This is a genomic window from Ruegeria sp. G10 (assembly GCF_056533645.1).
This window is the reverse complement of sequence record NZ_JBQFOQ010000002.1, coordinates 78,241-95,986: the sequence shown is the minus strand read 5'-3', so window position 1 is coordinate 95,986 and position 17,746 is coordinate 78,241. Positions and strand designations below refer to the sequence as shown.

Genomic DNA, 17,746 nt, shown 5'->3' with positions numbered 1-17,746 from the left:
GTATCATTATTGACGAAACTCCGATGCTTGGGTGCCCAACAAGAAGCGCGCCGGGTCGCGTTCGACTTTATCGACGAGGCGGTCGAGGCTTATGACCAGACGTTGGGATTCTTCGATGAAGCGGACAAATTGTGGTAGGCCCACCCGCAGAAAGTCTGAGACCTGACGCCGATTGTCCTGCACGATCCCGTCGATTGTCCCCAGCAGGTCCGAAGCGGATTTCGAGGCGCTGAGAATATCGTCCGAGATGTTGTCGATCTTCTCGGTGATGTTCGACACGGTGGCAGCCACCTGATTTGCGGCCTTTCGCACATCCGCCGCAACCGAGGCGATATCTTCGTCCATCACCCGGTTGGCCGAGTCAAACGCGCGTTCGGCCGAAGCAAGCGCTGCCTTGGCGGTGTCCATGGCGGAATTGATCGAACCAAGTGTCGTGTTCGCATTTGCAAAGGTTTCTGTCACCGTGCCCAGGGTGATGCTGCCTTCTTCGGACAAGACAATCAGGTGATCGGCCAACCGCGAGCCTCGTTCGATAAAGGGTCGGATATCGTCGGCCATCACGGTCTGCGCGGTTTGCAGGGTGCCGTTGGCTGTCTCCAACGCGGTCTTTGCGGATTCCGACGCGTCCTTGATGCTGTTCAGCGTGTCCGTGCCGGTGGTCAGCGTTGTCTCGGCAGTGTCGGCCAGCGAATCCAGGCGTTTGGTAAATTCCCCGATTTCCTTGGCCGCGCCGCCAAGATCGCTCGACAGGCTTTCGAAGTCCGACAGCGTCTTGTCCAACCGCCCCGAGGCTGAGGCCAGGTTGTCGAGAATCTCGGACACAGCATTGCGGTTCTTTTCGTCCACGACAGAATTCAGGTCTTCAAGCAAGGTCAACGCCTTGTCCAGAACCTTGGGCGCACCTTCCAGCAGGGACTGGATCGAGCTGCGCTGGCTTTGGATAACGCTGTTTTGCGGCAACCTTTCGGCTGTTGGGGATCCGCCCGACAGCTCGACATAAGCCACGCCCGTCACACCCAGTGATTGCAACTGCGCGATGGTTTCCTTCGTCACCGGGATATCGGCATCCACCTCAAGGCGCACACGGACTTTGGACGGATCATCGTCGTCCAGTTGCAACGATATCACCTGACCCACGGGCAGGCCGTTATAGTTCACGCCCCCGGCAGCGGACAGGCCCGAGACGTTGTCGAACAGCACATCATAATAGGAGTATTGCCGCGTGACCTCGAACTTCGCGAGCCATAGGAAAAAGCCGAAGGCCCCCAGAATACCGGCAAGGGTGAACGCACCGATCAGGATATAATTCGCTCGGGTCTCCATGGCCTCTACCTGTCCTGCCCCTTCTCTTGCGCGGCGCGCGCGCGGGGGCCTGTGAAATATTCCTGAACCCAAGGATGATCGACTTTGGTCATGTCTTCAATCGGACCTTCAACCAGCACGCGTTTTTCCGCAAGTACCGCGATGCGGTCGCAAATCGCATACAGACTGTCCAGATCATGCGTGACCATGAACACAGTCAGACCTAATGCCTGCTGCAACTCTCCGATCAGGTCATCATAGGCGGCGGCCCCGATGGGGTCCAACCCGGCGGTGGGTTCGTCCAAAAACACGATCTCGGGGTCCAGCGACAAGGCGCGCGCCAGCGCCGCGCGCTTGCGCATCCCGCCCGACAGTTCCGAGGGGAACTTGCTGCAACTCAGCTGCGGCAGACCCACAAGGCTGATCTTGAGGCCCCCAAGTGCCGCCATCAGGCTTTCGCTGATGCCGGTATGTTCGCGCAGCGGGGCCATCACATTCTGCAGCACGGTCAGCGATGAAAACAGCGCGCCGTCCTGAAACGCCACGCCCCAGCTTCTCTCAATCCGCTGGCGGTCGGCCTCGGGGCCGTTCAGGACGTCGACGCCCAGAACCTCGATGCTGCCCGCCTTGGGTTTGTTCAGCCCGACAATGGTGCGCAACAGCACCGATTTTCCCGTGCCCGAACCGCCCACCACGCCCAAAACCTCGCCGCGCCAGACGTCGAGGCTCAGGTTGTCATGCACCACCTGCTCACCGAACTGGTTGGTCAGGTTGCGCACGCGGATGACCGCTTCGCGCTGGGTATCGCTTTGGGGTTGATCCTGCAGGGCGGTGCCGTCCATCTCAGACCCCCAGTTCCGAGAAGAAGATCGAAAACAGCGCGTCGATGGCGATGACCATGAAGATCGATTGCACGACCGAGGCGGTGGTGCGTTGGCCCACGCTTTCGGACGAGCCCTTGACCTGCATCGCCTGCCAGCAGGCAATCGTGCCAATTACCAGTGCAAAGAACGGGGCCTTGATCAGGCCAATGGCCAGCTGCCAGACACCCGTGTTTTCCTTCAGCCGCGTCAGGAACATACCAGGGCTGACGCCCAGATCGATCCAGCTCATCAATGCGCCGCCGATCAGGCCCGCGATATCTGCCACAAACCCAAGGATTGGCAGCATGATCAACAGCGCCAGAACGCGCGGGATAACCAACACCTCGATCGGGTCGAGGCCCAGCGTGCGCATCGCATCAATTTCTTCCTGCACCTTCATTGAACCGATTGAGGCGGTGAAGGCCGATCCTGATCGGCCTGCAACGATAATTGCGGTCAAAAGAACACCCAACTCGCGCAGGATCGAGATCGAGATCAGCTCGACCACGAAAATCTCGGCGCCGAACTGTTTCAGCTGGGTCGCGCCCTGAAAGGCAAGAACCACACCGATCAGAAAGCCCATCAGCATCACGATGGGCAGCGCTTTGAAGCCGACCTGCTCCATCTGTGACACCAGTGCGGCACGGCGCAGCCGCCAGGGCATGATCAGTGTGCGCACCAGACGGTGCAGCGTCAGGCCCAGAAAGCCAAGGATCGACAGCGTGTCCTGCCACGCGCCCGCCGTACGCTCTCCGATCCGGCTTACCCAGTTCAAGAACCCGCGGGGCGGGGCCTGATCGCCCAGTTTCTCGGGGATATTGTGCGATACCGTTTCGATGAGCGATGAATGCGCGGGCGCCAACCCTTCGAACCGCACTTGTGCCCCCATCGTACTCAAGCGTTGCACCAGACTGGCGACCATCCAGGCGCCGCCCGTATCCAGCGCCTGTAGCTGGGACATATCCACGGTAATGTCCTGACCGTCGGGCCGGATGGCGGCAAAGTCACGCTCGACTGTGTCCAGTTGCTGCGTGCGCAGGTCACCCGAAATCCGAATGCAAACGCCGGTTGCGTCGGTGTCAGAGGTGATCGTGGGCCGAGTCATAGCGGTATGTGATGTGAAACCGGGCGCGGCTGCAACGGGTTTGTGCAACCGGGCCGGGATTTCGCGGCGAGCAATTGCGATGGTGTTACAGCGGCTTCCGGTGCTGTGGGGGGCTGAAACCGGTTGCGCGGCGCGCTAAAGCCGGACACAGTCCGCCGCAAATCACTGGATCAGCGGAGGACGCAATGGCTCAGGCCGGGAATGTTCTGTTCATCACCATCGATCAACTGCGCGCAGATTGTCTAAGCGGTGCGCTGGCCGATCACGTGGACATGCCCAACCTTCGCGCTTTCATGGCCGAGGCGACCACGTTCGACCGGCATTTCTCGGTCACCAACCCCTGTGGCCCGTCCCGTGCCTCGATGCTGACGGGGCGCTATGCGATGAATCACCGGTCGATCCGCAATGGTACGCCGATGCGGCAGGATACGCCCAATATCGCGACCGAGATGCGCAAGGCCGGGTATCTGCCCATGCTCTACGGCTATACCGATACTTCCGCCGACCCGCGCGCCCATCACCCCAACGACCCTGCTGCAAAAAGCTATGAACAGCCGATGAATGGCTTTCACGAAATCCTCGAAATGCGGCTCGAGGAATCATATCCTTGGCGCGCGCATCTGCTGCAGCAGGGCTATGAATTCGAAGACTATTTTGATGTCTACAAACCCGTCTCGCCCGACGGCAGAGCGCCCAAACTGGACGACCCCGCGCTGTATCGGGCCGAGGACAGCGACACCGCTTTCCTGACTGACCGCTTTCTGCAGAGCATTGCGGCATATCATCAGGCGGATTGGTTCGCTCATCTGACTTATATCCGGCCACACCCGCCTCTGGTCGCGCCCGCGCCCTATAACCGGATGTATGACCCCGCCAAGCTGCCGCTGCCCGAGACCTTGCCCTCGGAAGAGGCCGAGCGCGCGGTACATCCGTTCTTTGGCCCCTTGATTGACAAGAGCCATCTGAAAAACGCCGTTCTTGGATTTGATGAGGTCGCGCCCACCGAAGAGAACCTGCAGACCCTGCGCGCAATCTATCTGGGACTGGCGACCGAGGTGGATCATCATATCGGACGGGTTATTCAGTACCTGAAAGACAGCGGCCTTTACGACAAAACCCTTGTAGTAATCACTGCGGATCATGGTGAAATGCTGGGCGACCGGCATTCATGGGGCAAGATGTCGGTTTATGAGGCCGCCTACAAAACTCCACTGATGATCCGCGTGCCCGGGCATGGGGCGGGTAGGGAGGTCTCTGATCCAACCGAGTCCATCGATATCTCACCCACGATTCTGGATTGGGTGGGGCAGACCGCGCCCAATTCGATGGATGGCCGGTCGCTGCTGCCGCTGGTGCGTGGAGAAACGCCGTCAGATTGGCGCAGCTATACATTCAGCGAGCTGGATTTCTCAGAGCCCGAGGCCCCGACGCTTTGGCAACAAAGGCTGGGGACCGGTAACAGCGACTCGTGCCTTGGGATTCTGCGGGACGATCGGTTCACTCTGGTCGAGTTCGCCGCCGATCTGCCACCGCTGCTGTTTGACCATCAGGGCCGGGGCGAGCTTGAGGATGTCGCGGGAAGGCCGGAGTTTGCGGTGGACCTTGCGCGTTTGTGCCGTCAGATGCTGCGTCACCGGATGCGCAACACCGATCACACCCTGTCGCTTGATTCGATCACCGCTGACGGTCCGAGATCCCAAACCCGCTATCCGTAGATTCGCCACCGGAAGGCGGGTCTTGGCGGTCGCTTTCTCAGCGAGGGTGATTAAAATTCAGGCAAAACAAGCCGTTGGGACGCGACGTTTCAGCCCCGTTTATAGGGCCTGTTGCCCGTTCTGTGCGGGTATGTAGGGCAAATGACCGGATAATTGGGTTTTTGACCGGAAAAGAATTTAGGTGACAAAAACATTAAAAAACTGTCACATCTTTATGGTCTTTTGCTGAATTGAAGAAAGACCTGAACTTGCGGGCATCATGACGAAGACCAAAGTGAACGACAGCTTTGCCAACACTCTGGCGCTGGGTGGGACAATAGAAATGAGCAGCACGGCTCGGCTTTGGCAGCCGGGTTTCGCAATCGTTGATTCCACGCAGCGTACAAACGATCCGCACCACAATTCAGCCCAAGTATCGCGCCCGGTGCCTGTCGCCCGGCGTGCATCGACGTTTCAAAGACTCAAAACCAAGAGGGTTCCAAGATGAAAAGACTTCTCCTATCCGGGGTTGCAGCGATTGTGCTGCCCGGTGCCGCCTTTGCGGCGTGTCCGGCGATAACGGTTGCGGATTCACAAGGCATTGCCGCTGGCGCACATCCGCAACAATATGAGCTGGCAGAGTTCCAATCCGCTGCGAATTGCGAGCTGAGCTTCTCGGAAAACCCCGCAATTGCCGATCTAAATGCGCGCATCGCAGGGAACGGGGACTTGCCCGCCGTTGCAGACCGGCTGCCCAGCGAACCACTGGTGGTGGTGCCGTATAAGGCGATTGGTCAATATGGCGGTCAGTTCAACGCGCTGTCGAACGCAACCGAATCTGGAACCTCGGACTTTCTGTCGACCCGCCACACGGGTCTTGTCCGCTATGCCGACGACCTGCAAACCATCGTGCCGCATGTTGCAAAGTCATACGAGTGGAACGACGATTTTACGCAACTGACGGTAACGCTGCGTGAAGGTCACAAATGGTCGGATGGCGCGCCGTTCACCTCGGCCGATGTCGTGTTCTGGTACAACAACCTGATGATGGACACGAATGTGATCCCTGAGGCCAAAGCCTATGCTCTGGCCGGTGGCGAGCCCATGGAGGTCGTCGCACTGGACGAGCAAACCGTGCAATTCAACCTCAAGGCGCCCAAAGCGGGCCTGATCGAGACTTTTGCCACGCAGTACATCCAGCCTTATCAGCCGGTTCACTTCCTGGGCCAATACCACCCGGAAATCAGTGAAGATGCTGATGCGAAAGCGCAAGCATTGGGGTACGAAAATGGCTACGATCTGATCAAAGCCTATTACGGGAATTCGGACTGGACCGATACGCCCTCACCGATGCTGACTGCGGGGGACCGCCTTGGGAACCTGCCTAAACACACGGTTCCGACGCTGGAAAGCCATATCATTGTCGAAGAAAGCGCTGAAGGCAGAAGCCTGGTGGCGAACCCCTATTTCTTTGCAGTTGATACGGCGGGGAACCAGCTGCCCTATATCAACACGCAAGACGAAGTTTACATCAGCGACGAAGAAGTCCGCGTGCTGAAGCTTCTGAACGGTGAAGTAACGTACAAAGCACAGTCGGTTGGCCTGCCCTCGGCGCCGGTGTTGCTGGAAGGACAGGAAGCGGGCGACTACCGCATTGACGTGCGTCCCGGTATCGCGATGCCTGCTGTTGCGTTCAACCTGACGCACGAGGATGAGGCCGTTCGTGAGATCTTCAACGACCTCCGCTTCCGCACGGCGATGTCGGTTGCCATTAACCGCGACGAGATCAATGAGACGGTCTATTTTGGTCTGGGCACGCCGCAGCAATATGTCGGCTTCTCGCCTGTTCCGGATTTCCTTGATCCAAAATGGACCAATCACGAGATCGCTTTCGACCCTGATCGCGCGGGCGCTTTGCTGGACGAGATCGGACTTGTTGATGCCAATGGTGATGGAAACCGGGATCTGCCGAATGGCGATCCATTCGTTCTGGATTGGCAGTTCTCAACCCAAGAGGTTTCTTCCCCGCTCGTCGAACTGATTGCTCAGAACTGGAAGGACGCCGGTGTCAACACCACCATCAAAGAGGTGACCCCGGACGAATATCGCTCGGCCCAGTCGGCGAACACGCTTGATGTGTTGATGTGGACTGTGGGTACGCCTGTGGGCACTACTCTGGGTGACAACCAGCTTTGGGTTCCGCCCTATTCGGACTATTTCGGCCTGCGCCCGGCAATGGGTTGGGCTGAATGGCTTAGTTCCGACGGAGCAGCCGGTACAGAGCCGCCGCAATTCGCGAAAGATATGCTGGGCGATATCGAGGTGTTCCAGACTGCGGCCCCGGGGTCACAGGAACAGGCCGATGCCGGCAACCGTCTGGTTGCGGCGAAGACCGGAAACCTTGTTTTCATCGGCATCATCGCGGCACCATCGCCGATCTATTTCAGCAACAAGCTGAGCAACGTGCCAGAGTTCAAGACCGCGTCTTATGAATTCTACCGCACCTATCCTTACCGCGCGTATCAGTGGTCGCTGAGCGAATAAACGCGGCATAATGCAATTCGAAGGCGGGCGGTCACGCCCGTCTTCACGCTGTTTCTGAAGGATACCCATGCTACAATTCGCCCGATTTGCCGCGACCCGGGCGGTCATGGCACTGATCACTCTGGTGATAGTTTCGCTGATTGTGTTCTCTTTGATGGAGCTTGTGCCGGGCGACTGTGCCGAGCGCTACCTTGCCTACAAGAACACTCAAGGGCAGGCGATTACACTGGCTGATATCGAAAGCGAGCGCATACGCCTCGGTCTGGATCGCCCATTTTTGGAACGTTGGGCCAGCTGGCTTGCCGGTGCCTTCCGTGGCGATTTTGGTGATAGCTGCATCCTGCGGGTCGATATCGCGCAGTTGCTGGGTGACAAATTCTGGGTCTCACTTTGGATTTGCCTTGGCTCGCTGACGCTGGCTTATGCGATTGCGATTCCGGTCGGGATCATCTCGGCGGCGTCACGCAACGCTGTCCTGAACAACACGCTGCGCATCGTCAGCTATCTTGGGCTCGCGATGCCGAACTTCCTGCTGGCCCTCATGGTGATGCTGTTTTCGACCATCTATTTTGGCGAAACGCTTACCGGGTTGTTCTCTCCGGAATACAAGAACGCGCCGTGGTCATGGGCGAAGTTCGTGGATTTGCTGAAACATGCGTGGCTGCCTGTTTTCATCCTCGGCTGGTCCGCAACCGCGTTTGCTTTGCAAACCGTGCGCGCGCTGATGTCGGACGAGATCGGCAAGCTTTATGTAACGGCAGCAGCGGCCCGGGGCATTTATGGCCGCCGCCTTCTTTGGCGGTACCCGGCCCGTCACGCGCTTGGGCCCATCGTGAATTCGCTGGGGTTCGATCTGAACCGCATTTTCAATGAACTGCCCATTGTGGCCCTGATCCTGACACTGACCGAAGCGGGTTCGTTGCTGCTGGATGCGCTTGCCCGATCGAATGACCAACAACTTGCAGGGGCGATCATCTTTCTTCTGACCGCATCCATCGTGACCCTGAACTTTGCCACCGACATTCTGCTGGCGGTGCTCGACCCGCGCGTCCGCAAAAGTATCCTGAGGTAAACCGATGACCGCGATGACAAAACAACAGGCGAAAGAGGCCTATTTCACCGCTTCTCAGCGGCAACTGATCTGGGCGCGGTTCAAGAAACAACGCTCGGCCATGATTGCCGCCACGGTTTTGGTTGTACTGATCCTGTCCGGAATTTTCGCGCCTTTCTTGTCGCCCTACGACCCCACCGCTGCGGGTCGTGACAAAGACTATCTGAACGGCGCACCGCAGATCCCGCAATTCTGTGACAAGAACGGATGCTCATTGCGCCCATTCCTGCACGAGGTCACACGCGAACGCTCTTTGGCGACGAACTTTCGCTGGGTGGAGAAGGTAAACGAAGACGAACGGCGCTATGTCCAGTTCTTCGTGAAGGGCGATCCCTACAAGCTGTTCGGCTTTATCCCCGGCGACATTCATCTGTTTGGAACTGACACAGGTTACATTCACCTGTTTGGGACCGACGCCGCCGGCAAGGATATTTTCAGCCGGACACTTCATGCGGTCTGGACCTCACTGCAGGTCGGTACCTTGGGTGTTTTGATCTCGTTTGTTCTGGCTTTGGCAATCGGCGGGATCGCCGGGTATTATGGAGGCATGATCGACAGCGTGATCCAGATGATCACAGACGCCGTGCGCACCATCCCCTCAATCCCGCTGTTTATGGCCATTGCTGCCTTTATCCCGCCGGAATGGTCCGCAGAAACCAGGTTTTTTGTCATTACCGCGATCCTGGGACTTGTTGGCTGGCCTACGCTGGCAAGGCGCGTGCGCACCCACCTGTTGACCGAACGGAACCAGGAATATGTACTGGCCGCCCAGCTCAGCGGAGCATCCCCCAGCCACATCATCCGCAAACACCTGCTGCCCAGCTTCACAAGCTATATCATCGTCGATCTGGTGATTACATTTCCCTATGTGGTGCTCAGCGAGACCGCGCTCAGCTTTATTGGCCTCGGCCTGAAAGATCCGGTCAATAGCCTTGGAGTGATGTTGCAGAATGTGACCAATGCTGACGTCTTGCTGAACTACCAGTGGTACTTCATACCAGTGTTCTTCTTCATCGCTCTGGTGATGGCGTTTGTATTCGTTGGCGATGGATTGCGTGATGCGGCAGACCCTTATTCGGAGACCCGAAAATGAGCCTGCTCGACGTTGAAAATCTGACCGTTCAGTTCAAAACCGACGAGGGTCTGATCACCGCCGTAGATGACGTATCTTTTTCCGTTTCACCGGGTGAGGTGCTGGGGCTCGTTGGCGAAAGCGGTTCAGGCAAGTCGGTGACGGCCAAGTCGCTGATGAAGCTCAACGCCAACAATACCGTCTATGCACCTGAATCCCGGATCAACCTGCATCTCGAATCGGGCGAGGTGGATGTAATGTCATTGCGCCGCCCTCGCGACATGCAAATCGTGCGGGGCGGGGCCATCAGCATGATTTTTCAGGAACCGATGGCCAGTTTCGCTCCGGCTATGACGATTGGCCATCAGATGGTCGAACAATTGCTGATCCATACAGACCTGAAAAAGAAACAAGCCAAAGAGCTGTCGATCGAGATGTTGGATCGAGTCGGCATTGTTGAACCTGCCGCCCGCTTTGATCAATACGCGTTCGAACTGTCTGGCGGCATGCGGCAGCGCGCCATGATTGCGATGGCGCTTTCCACCAAACCGAAGCTTTTGATCGCTGATGAGCCTACGACCGCTCTGGACGTGACCATTCAGGCGCAGGTGCTTGAACTGATGAAGGATCTTGTGGCCGAGTTCGGCATGGGGATCATCTTCATCACACATGATCTGAGCGTCGTCGCCCAGACAGCGGATCGGGTCGCGGTGATGTATCTGGGAAGGATCATGGAAAGCGGACCGGTCCGCGAGGTCATCAAACACCCTGCGCATGCCTATACGCGCGGTTTGCTGAATGCGTTGCCCCGGCTCGACGATCTGGATGCCCCCCTGACCCCGATTCCCGGAGATATTCCGTCACCGCTTGAACGACCCGAAGGGTGCGTCTTCCACCCGCGAAACCCCGAGCTTGAGCCCGGATCACGTTATGAAACAGAGCGCCCTCCGTTGACCGAGGTCGCTCCGGGTCATTTCGCTGCAATTTTCCCCGAAGACGTGCCGGACCAGCTATGACACACAACCTGATCAAAACAGAAAACCTGTCCGTCGAATTTCCTTTGGGCGGGTCGATATTCAACAGGCGATCCATCAAGGCAGTCGACAATGTGTCGATCGAAATACCGAAAGGCGCCTTCGTCGGCGTGGTTGGAGAGTCGGGCTCAGGTAAGACCACGCTGGGGCGCGCGCTGCTCAACGCGGTGCCGATCACCAGCGGCAGCGCGCATTATGATGACGGCGAAAAACAGTTCGATTTGAACCGCATCTCTGCTGCGGATTTGAAAGAATATCGCAAACGGGCGCAGCTGATTTTTCAGGATCCATATGCCGCGCTGAGCCCGCGCATGACCGTCCGCGACATCATTGCAGAACCGCTTGAGGTCATGGGTCTGACCAAGTCACGCGAGGAAACCGACGAGCGCGTGCGGACGATTGCCGCCAAGTGCCGCTTGAACCTTGAGCACCTGCGTCGCTATCCGCATGCGTTTTCGGGCGGACAAAGGCAGCGGATTTCCATCGCGCGCGCGCTTGCCTGTAACCCGCGGTTTGTCATCGCCGATGAATGTGTGGCGGCGCTTGATGTGTCAATTCAGGCGGATATCCTGAATTTGCTCAAATCATTGCAGAATGATCTGGGCCTGACATTCATGTTCATAAGCCACGACCTGTCCGTCGTTGCGCATACCTGCGATTTCGTTGTTGTGATGCATCATGGCAAAATCGTTGAAACGGCACCCACGCGCGAATTGTTTGCGGCCCCCAAACAGGACTACACGAAGCGCTTATTGGCCGCGATCCCGTCGTTGGATCCAGATCACCGTCTGCAGGTCTGACCGTCATCAGCGTGCAGGCTCGCTAATACTCAGATAAATATAGACAAGCACCGGACTTGGGGTATCGTGGCAGCAGGTTTATCTGCTGCAACACCCTTTATTTGCACAGGCGAGTTGGCCGGCACGCAAGAACGTTCGACGACGAACGCCTGAGCCGGGTCACCGATCCGCGCCTGTTATGCTCATTGGTCAATGATTATGAGGTGGAATATGATCGACTGGCTGGTGAATATACTTCAAACCTACCCGGAACTGGCCGTATTTCTGTCGATCGGTATAGGTTTCCTTGTCGGTCCCTGGAAGCTGATGGGCTTCAGCCTTGGCACTGTAACGGCGACACTGTTGGCTGCCGTGGTGATAGGGCAGGCGCAGATCGAGATCGACTCGGCGGTCAAATCGACCTTCTTCATTCTGTTTATTTTTGCGGTTGGCTACGGCGTTGGTCCGCAATTCATGAGGGGCCTGAAGGTGGATGGCGCGCGCGAGGTGTTCTTTGCCCTGAGCGTCCTCGCGCTTTGTCTTGTAGTGCCCGTCATTGCCGCCAAGGTCGCTGGGTTGGAACTGGGTTATGCCGCAGGGCTTTATGCCGGGTCTCAGACAATCTCGGCGGCGATCGGTGTTGCCACGGATCAAATTGGACAGTTGGGCTTGTCGGCAGAACAGGCCAAGACCTATGCCAACCAGATTCCCGTCGCATACGCGGTGACTTACATATACGGCACCATCGGCTCGGCTATTATTTTGGCCAAGATCGGTCCACGCCTGATCGGTGTCGATCTGGTCGCGGCTTGCAAGGAATATGAGGTGCAACTCGGTGGCGGCGCATCGGTTGAAACAGGCGATGGCATGGTTTCGGCCTATCGCGCAATCGAAGCACGGGCGTTCGAAATCCCCGAGGGCAGCGATCTTCTGGGGCAACCGGTGAAAGAGCTGATGCCCGGCGTTCGCATCTATGCCGAACGGTTGCGCCGGGGTGACCAGATTATCGAGGTGGACGACGACACCGTATTACAGGCGGGTGATGTGGTCATGTTCTCTGGCCGTCGGGCCGATCTGGTGACCCTGCTTGAAACCAGTTTGAAAGAGGCTGACGCGCCCGATCTGCTGAGTATCCCTTCGGAAAAGCTAGACGTACTAATCACCAGCAAAGCGGTGCACAACAAGACGCTGGAAGAGCTTGGAAAGATGGCGATTGCGCGCGGCGTGTATGTCTCCAAGCTGACCCGCAATATGTTAGAGCTTCCGCTATTGCCCGGCACAGCAGTCCATCGCGGGGATATTGTGACCCTGCAAGGCAGCAAGCGCCATGTCGAGGCTGCCATTGAAAAAATCGGATATGCGGATCGACCCGTCGACACAACCGATCTTGCGTTTGTGGGCTGGGGCATCTTCATCGGTGGCATCATCGGTACACTCGCGATCATGATCGGCGGTTTCCCCATCAGCCTGTCCACGACCGGCGGCGCGCTGCTCGCGGGTCTGGTGCTGGGCTGGCTGCGCACGGTGCACCCCACATTTGGCCGCATTCCGGGGCCTGCATTGTGGTTGATGAACACACTGGGTCTGAATGTCTTCATCGCCGTAATCGGGATCACGGCGGGACCAGGCTTTGTCGCCGGCCTACAGCAGGCTGGTATCGCGTTGTTGTTATGGGGCATCGTCGCCACGTCGCTGCCAATGATCTTTTCGGTTTATGTCGGGCACTACGTATTCAAGTTCCACCCCGCCATCCTGTTCGGAGCCTGTGCAGGGGCACGCACGACCACCGCAGCCTTGGGCATGATCCAGGAAGCTGCCCAAAGCCGCATTCCCGCGCTTGGCTATGGCATGCCCTATGCCATCGGCAACACATTGCTGACCATCTTCGGGATGGTCGTCGTCTTGATCCTAAGCTGATTTTGAAAGGTTCGATCCATGGATAGAGTCACGCTGCACGATTACGAAGCGCTCAGCCCGTTTCAGATCAAGGATGAGCTGATCCAGCTGGCCTCAGCCGAAGCGCGCAAGGCCAACAGCGCCTTTCTGAACGCTGGTCGCGGCAACCCCAACTGGGTCGCCACACGCCCGCGCGAAGCGTTTTTTGCCCTAGGCCAGTTTGCTGTGACCGAGTCCAAACGTGTGATGAATCATCCCGCCGGACTAGGCGGTATGCCCGCCATGAACGGTGCCCATGATCGGTTACAGGATTGGGCCGCAAAAAATGCCGACATGCCGGGCGTCGACACGTTGGTAGATGTTGTGGCACATGCCATTTCGGCCTTTGAGTTCGAAGCGGACGAGTTTGTTCACGAGCTGACGGATTCCATTATCGGCGACAACTATCCGGTTCCCGATCGCATCCTGAAACACAACGCGATTATCGCGCATGAATACCTGATGTGGGCCATGTGCGCAGGCCAGCGGCCCGACGCGCAGTTCGATCTCTTCGCGGTTGAAGGGGGGACAGCCGCGATGTGCTATATCTTCAAAACGCTGAAAGCGAACCGTTTGCTGAATGCCGGGGACACTATTGCGCTCTGCACTCCGATCTTCACGCCCTATCTTGAGATGCCAGATTTGGAAGACTACGCGCTGGAATCCGTGCATGTCGAAACCGACGAAGAAGACGGCTTTCAGCTGACGGACGCCGCCCTGGAGAAGCTGAAAGACCCTAAGGTGAAGGCCTTTTTCCTCGTTAATCCCGGCAACCCTTCTTCGGTCGCCCTCAGTACGGGGTCGCTGCGCAAGCTGGCTGATCTGGTCGAAAACCATCGACCCGACCTGATTGTTCTAACTGACGATGTCTATGGCACGTTCGTGCATGACTTCACCTCTGTTATGGGTCATTTGCCGCGCAATACGATCGGAGTTTACTCTTATTCAAAATACTTCGGCTGCACCGGCTGGCGTCTAGGTATCATCGCCGTTGCGCAAGACAACATCTTTGACCTTAAGCTGGCCGACCACCCCGACGACATCAAACAGAAGCTGGATAAACGCTATGGCACGCTCAGTCTGACGCCACGCGATATTCGTTTCATTGACCGTTTGGTCGCGGACAGCCGCGATGTGGCGCTGAATCACACGGCCGGGCTGTCTTTACCACAACAGGTTATGATGACGCTGTTTTCACTGTGCGAGCTTGTTGACACAAAGAAAGCCTACCAGACTGCCTGCATCGAGCTGGTCCACCGCAGATTCAAACTGCTGACCGAAGCGATGGGGATCGAGGTTCAAACCGGCGAACACTATGACGCCTATTATGGCATCATCGATTTCGAATTCTGGTTGCGCAAATACGTGGGCGAGGATGTGGTGCGTTGGATCAAGCAAAATGTCCATCCGCTGGATATCGCGTTCAAACTGGCCGAGGATTACGGGATCGTCCTGTTGAATGGCAGCGGGTTTGATGCCCCCGGCTGGTCGGCCCGCGTGTCTTTCGCAAACCTTCCAGATGAAGCCTATTCACAAATCGGAACTGCGGTCCGCTCAGTCGCGCGCGGTTATGTACAGGCCTATCGCGCCGCGCATAACCAACCGCTACACGGCTCGACATGACCCTACACCTGCGCTTGATCTGGTGATACCCCTAGGCGCAGGGGAGGACGCAATTGGAGATCACCGAACAACGCATAAAGGCGATGACGACTTCTGGCCTGAACCTCATAGGCCAGGCGCTCTCGATCTATGACAGCAAGCTGCGTCTCGTGCTTAGCAATCTTCGCTTTCAAGAGATGTTTGACCTGCCCGAAGAGCTTGTCCAGCCTGGAGCCTTGTTCCACGACACGATCCATTTTCTTGCCAGTCGCGGCGAATATGGCATCGATGGGGACGTTGCCGAGATGGTTGAAACTCGTGTCGCGCAGGCGCTTGCCTTTGAGCCCCACTACATGGAACGCGTTCGTCCCAATGGTCAGGTCATCTCGATCGAGGGTGCGCCGCTGCCCAATGGGGGCTGGGTGGCCGTTTATACCGACATCACCCGAACGCGGCAGGTCGAAGATTTGCTGCGCGCGCGGTCAGAGGAACTGTCAGGACAACTTCTGAGCCACGCCGAAGAGCTTTCGGCCACCAACCGCAAACTGGCGGCCACGATTACCGCTTTGGAAGAGGCCAAGCGCCAGCTGACCGAGATTGAAGCGCGGACCCGCATGACGACCGAGATGATGCCTGCGCATATCGCCCATCTCGATGCAAACCAGCGGTATGACTATTCCAACCGTCGGCTCAGTTCGGTCATGCCGGGTCGGCCATCGGAAATTCTGGGTCGCCATATATCCGAAGCACTCGGTACAACGGCCTATGACCGGGTCAAACCGCACCTGGAAAAGGCCTATGGCGGCCAGCCTTCGGTATTCGAATTCACCGAAGATCAGGATGCCCGGCGCATTCGGGTGTCATTTACGCCGGATCAGGCGGGCGGGGTCTATGTCATGTCAGTGGATATCACCGAGGAAACTCAGGCCCGCGTCGCCCTGCAGCAGACCCGCCGCCGCGCCATGGCGGCGCAGATGACAAGTGGGCTGGCGCATGATTTCTCGAACCTTCTGACGATCATTCTTGGGATGCAATCGCGGCTGGCCAGGATGGACCTGTCCGAAGAGGCCCATAAGCTCGTGGCGGCCACGCAGTCTACCGCGCGCCGCGGTGGCCAACTACTCAACCGGATCGCCGATATGACCGGCAATCGAACGCCGCAGCCCAAGGCCACCGACATGCGCGGGTTGCTTGAAGACCTGCGGGTTTTGGCGACGCCATCCTTGCCGCGTGGCATGGGGCTGTCGGTCGTGAACACACTGCCTGATGTGCCGTTGATGCTTGATCCGGGGATGGTACAGGATGCGTTGCTGAACCTCGTGCTTAATGCGCGTGACGCCTGCGGTAGCTCGGGGCAGATCACCATTAGTGCTCATGCTATTGGAACGATCTGGGCCGAAATCACGGTGTCAGACACGGGGCCTGGCTTTTCGTCAGAGGCGCTGGACAATGCGCTGAACCCGTTTTTTACGACCAAGGGCAGTGATGGATCGGGGCTGGGTCTGCCTATGGTTTACGACACAGTGAAACTCGCCGGCGGAGACCTGAGTCTCCGCAACACGCCTTCCGGTGCATCTGTCGTCATGCGCTTACCCTATCGGCCTGCGGCACCTGCGCGATCCGGCTTTGTGCTTCTGGTCGAGGACAACGACGACCTGCGCGATCAGTGTCGCGACATGCTGGTCGAGCTGGGGTGTTCGGTGATCGAGGCAAGCTCGGTTGATGAGGCGTTTGAGTTGATTGAAGAGATCGACGATATCTCACTTGTGGTAAGCGACATTCGACTCGAGGGGCAGGGCACCGGTATTGATCTTGTGGACCGGATCAATGGCGCGTTACCCTGCATCCTGATGACGTCCCTACCGCATTCTGATCCGCTGCACGATCAGGCATTGACCCGCGCACCTGTCCTGCGCAAACCATTTACCCAAACGCAATTGTCCGCACTGATCCGCGCCGAGGCCGCTTAGATGACGAACCCTTTGGTCACCATCCTGGATGATGAGCCGGAAATTCGGCGCATCCTAACCGACGCGCTGGAAGAAGCAGGATTCCGCACCCAAAGCTATGCCCGAGCGCGCGAATTTGAGGCGGCACTCAAGCGTGTCACGCCAGATGTGTGTTTGGTGGATTTGTCGCTGCCTGATACCGACGGGCTGGCATTGGTGCATCGGCTGGCACTGGAACAAGGCGCAGCAGTGATCATCATCTCTGGACGTGCGCAAGTTCAGGACCGCGTAACCGGGCTTGAGCTCGGGGCGGATGACTATATCACCAAACCCTTCGATCCCGCCGAGGTGATCGCGCGCATCCGCGCACGCCTGAGGTCTTCGGGTCCCGCGGTTCAGAGCGCAGAGGTCGCAGAGTTCAACGGCTGGACCGCCCAGTTCGACCGATATGTTCTGATTGACGCAAAGGGCGTAGAAACCCCTTTCAGCCATGCTGAAGGCGAAGTTCTGCGCCTGTTCTTGGAGAGCCCGAAGCGCTTGATTAACCGTGCCCGGATGCAAGAGATGCTGGGCGGCGGAGCTGGTGACAGCTTTGATCGTGCAATGGATGTCCGGATTTCGCGCTTGCGGACAAAGCTAGGCGAAGATCCCAAAAAACCGCGACTCATCAAGACAATATACGGTGCCGGATACATCTTTCTGGGCGACGTCAGCTGGCGCTGAATTAGATTTTTAGATCGACGGAACACCCATGTT

At 57.7% G+C, this 17,746-nt stretch carries 13 protein-coding genes; 10 read left to right on the top strand and 3 right to left on the bottom strand.

Annotated features, from left to right (window positions below; genetic code table 11):
• Window positions 1-6: 6 nt before the first annotated feature.
• The 3 genes from ACR0KM_RS04215 to ACR0KM_RS04205 are packed head-to-tail and all read right to left on the bottom strand — an operon-like array spanning window position 7 to window position 3,270.
• Window positions 7-1,323 carry an MlaD family protein gene (locus ACR0KM_RS04215; RefSeq protein WP_480857770.1) on the bottom strand — a complete coding sequence of 439 codons (1,317 nt, stop codon included), beginning with the start codon at window positions 1,321-1,323 and terminating at the stop codon, window positions 7-9.
• 5 nt (window positions 1,324-1,328) lie between these two features.
• Window positions 1,329-2,144 carry an ABC transporter ATP-binding protein gene (locus ACR0KM_RS04210; RefSeq protein ID WP_480820821.1) on the bottom strand — a complete coding sequence of 272 codons (816 nt, stop codon included), beginning with the start codon at window positions 2,142-2,144 and terminating at the stop codon, window positions 1,329-1,331.
• A gap of 1 nt (window position 2,145) precedes the next feature.
• Window positions 2,146-3,270, bottom strand: a complete 1,125-nt coding sequence (locus tag ACR0KM_RS04205; RefSeq protein ID WP_480820823.1) for an MlaE family lipid ABC transporter permease subunit — start codon at window positions 3,268-3,270, stop codon at window positions 2,146-2,148.
• Between the two features lie 185 nt (window positions 3,271-3,455).
• Here ACR0KM_RS04205 and ACR0KM_RS04200 point away from each other — a divergent pair, with 185 nt between their 5' ends.
• The 10 genes from ACR0KM_RS04200 to ACR0KM_RS04155 all read left to right on the top strand — a co-directional run bounded on the left by ACR0KM_RS04200 (window position 3,456) and on the right by ACR0KM_RS04155 (window position 17,713).
• Window positions 3,456-4,985, top strand: coding sequence for a sulfatase-like hydrolase/transferase (locus tag ACR0KM_RS04200; protein WP_480857768.1), 1,530 nt, complete (start codon window positions 3,456-3,458; stop codon window positions 4,983-4,985).
• A gap of 483 nt (window positions 4,986-5,468) precedes the next feature.
• Window positions 5,469-7,508 carry an ABC transporter substrate-binding protein gene (locus tag ACR0KM_RS04195; RefSeq protein WP_480857766.1) on the top strand — a complete coding sequence of 680 codons (2,040 nt, stop codon included), beginning with the start codon at window positions 5,469-5,471 and terminating at the stop codon, window positions 7,506-7,508.
• Between the two features lie 67 nt (window positions 7,509-7,575).
• Window positions 7,576-8,580 carry an ABC transporter permease gene (locus tag ACR0KM_RS04190; RefSeq protein WP_480820830.1) on the top strand — a complete coding sequence of 335 codons (1,005 nt, stop codon included), beginning with the start codon at window positions 7,576-7,578 and terminating at the stop codon, window positions 8,578-8,580.
• 4 nt (window positions 8,581-8,584) lie between these two features.
• On the top strand, window positions 8,585-9,712 hold the full coding sequence (locus ACR0KM_RS04185; protein ID WP_480857764.1) for an ABC transporter permease: 1,128 nt from the start codon (window positions 8,585-8,587) through the stop codon (window positions 9,710-9,712).
• Window positions 9,709-10,707, top strand: coding sequence for an ABC transporter ATP-binding protein (locus tag ACR0KM_RS04180; RefSeq protein WP_480820834.1), 999 nt, complete (start codon window positions 9,709-9,711; stop codon window positions 10,705-10,707). Before ACR0KM_RS04185 ends, ACR0KM_RS04180 begins: the two co-directional genes overlap by 4 nt.
• The gene (locus ACR0KM_RS04175) at window positions 10,704-11,525 is read left to right on the top strand and encodes an ATP-binding cassette domain-containing protein (RefSeq protein WP_480857762.1); all 822 of its coding nucleotides are present in this window, start codon (window positions 10,704-10,706) and stop codon (window positions 11,523-11,525) included. The genes ACR0KM_RS04180 and ACR0KM_RS04175 overlap by 4 nt, the downstream gene beginning before the upstream one ends.
• 210 nt (window positions 11,526-11,735) lie before the next feature.
• A complete protein-coding gene (gene aspT, locus ACR0KM_RS04170) occupies window positions 11,736-13,421 on the top strand; it encodes an aspartate-alanine antiporter (protein WP_480820838.1) in 1,686 nt (561 codons plus the stop codon).
• An 18-nt stretch (window positions 13,422-13,439) separates the two neighbouring features.
• The gene (locus tag ACR0KM_RS04165) at window positions 13,440-15,062 is read left to right on the top strand and encodes a bifunctional aspartate transaminase/aspartate 4-decarboxylase (protein ID WP_480857760.1); all 1,623 of its coding nucleotides are present in this window, start codon (window positions 13,440-13,442) and stop codon (window positions 15,060-15,062) included.
• 53 nt (window positions 15,063-15,115) lie between these two features.
• Entirely contained in the window at window positions 15,116-17,011 is a 1,896-nt protein-coding gene (locus ACR0KM_RS04160) for a PAS-domain containing protein (protein ID WP_480857758.1), read from the top strand.
• The gene (locus ACR0KM_RS04155; protein WP_480857756.1) at window positions 17,012-17,713 is read left to right on the top strand and encodes a response regulator transcription factor; all 702 of its coding nucleotides are present in this window, start codon (window positions 17,012-17,014) and stop codon (window positions 17,711-17,713) included.
• Window positions 17,714-17,746 lie beyond the last annotated feature (33 nt).

What these genes read in the sequence shown, in the direction of transcription:
- ACR0KM_RS04210 (WP_480820821.1), bottom strand. Translation starts at nt 2,144, where the DNA reads ATGGACGGCACCGCCCTGCAGGATCAACCCCAAAGCGATACCCAGCGC.
- ACR0KM_RS04195 (WP_480857766.1), top strand. Translation starts at nt 5,469, where the DNA reads ATGAAAAGACTTCTCCTATCCGGGGTTGCAGCGATTGTGCTGCCCGGT.
- aspT (WP_480820838.1), top strand. Translation starts at nt 11,736, where the DNA reads ATGATCGACTGGCTGGTGAATATACTTCAAACCTACCCGGAACTGGCC.
- ACR0KM_RS04185 (WP_480857764.1), top strand. Translation starts at nt 8,585, where the DNA reads ATGACCGCGATGACAAAACAACAGGCGAAAGAGGCCTATTTCACCGCT.
- ACR0KM_RS04205 (WP_480820823.1), bottom strand. Translation starts at nt 3,270, where the DNA reads ATGACTCGGCCCACGATCACCTCTGACACCGACGCAACCGGCGTTTGC.
- ACR0KM_RS04200 (WP_480857768.1), top strand. Translation starts at nt 3,456, where the DNA reads ATGGCTCAGGCCGGGAATGTTCTGTTCATCACCATCGATCAACTGCGC.
- ACR0KM_RS04165 (WP_480857760.1), top strand. Translation starts at nt 13,440, where the DNA reads ATGGATAGAGTCACGCTGCACGATTACGAAGCGCTCAGCCCGTTTCAG.
- ACR0KM_RS04180 (WP_480820834.1), top strand. Translation starts at nt 9,709, where the DNA reads ATGAGCCTGCTCGACGTTGAAAATCTGACCGTTCAGTTCAAAACCGAC.
- ACR0KM_RS04175 (WP_480857762.1), top strand. Translation starts at nt 10,704, where the DNA reads ATGACACACAACCTGATCAAAACAGAAAACCTGTCCGTCGAATTTCCT.
- ACR0KM_RS04190 (WP_480820830.1), top strand. Translation starts at nt 7,576, where the DNA reads ATGCTACAATTCGCCCGATTTGCCGCGACCCGGGCGGTCATGGCACTG.
- ACR0KM_RS04215 (WP_480857770.1), bottom strand. Translation starts at nt 1,323, where the DNA reads ATGGAGACCCGAGCGAATTATATCCTGATCGGTGCGTTCACCCTTGCC.
- ACR0KM_RS04155 (WP_480857756.1), top strand. Translation starts at nt 17,012, where the DNA reads ATGACGAACCCTTTGGTCACCATCCTGGATGATGAGCCGGAAATTCGG.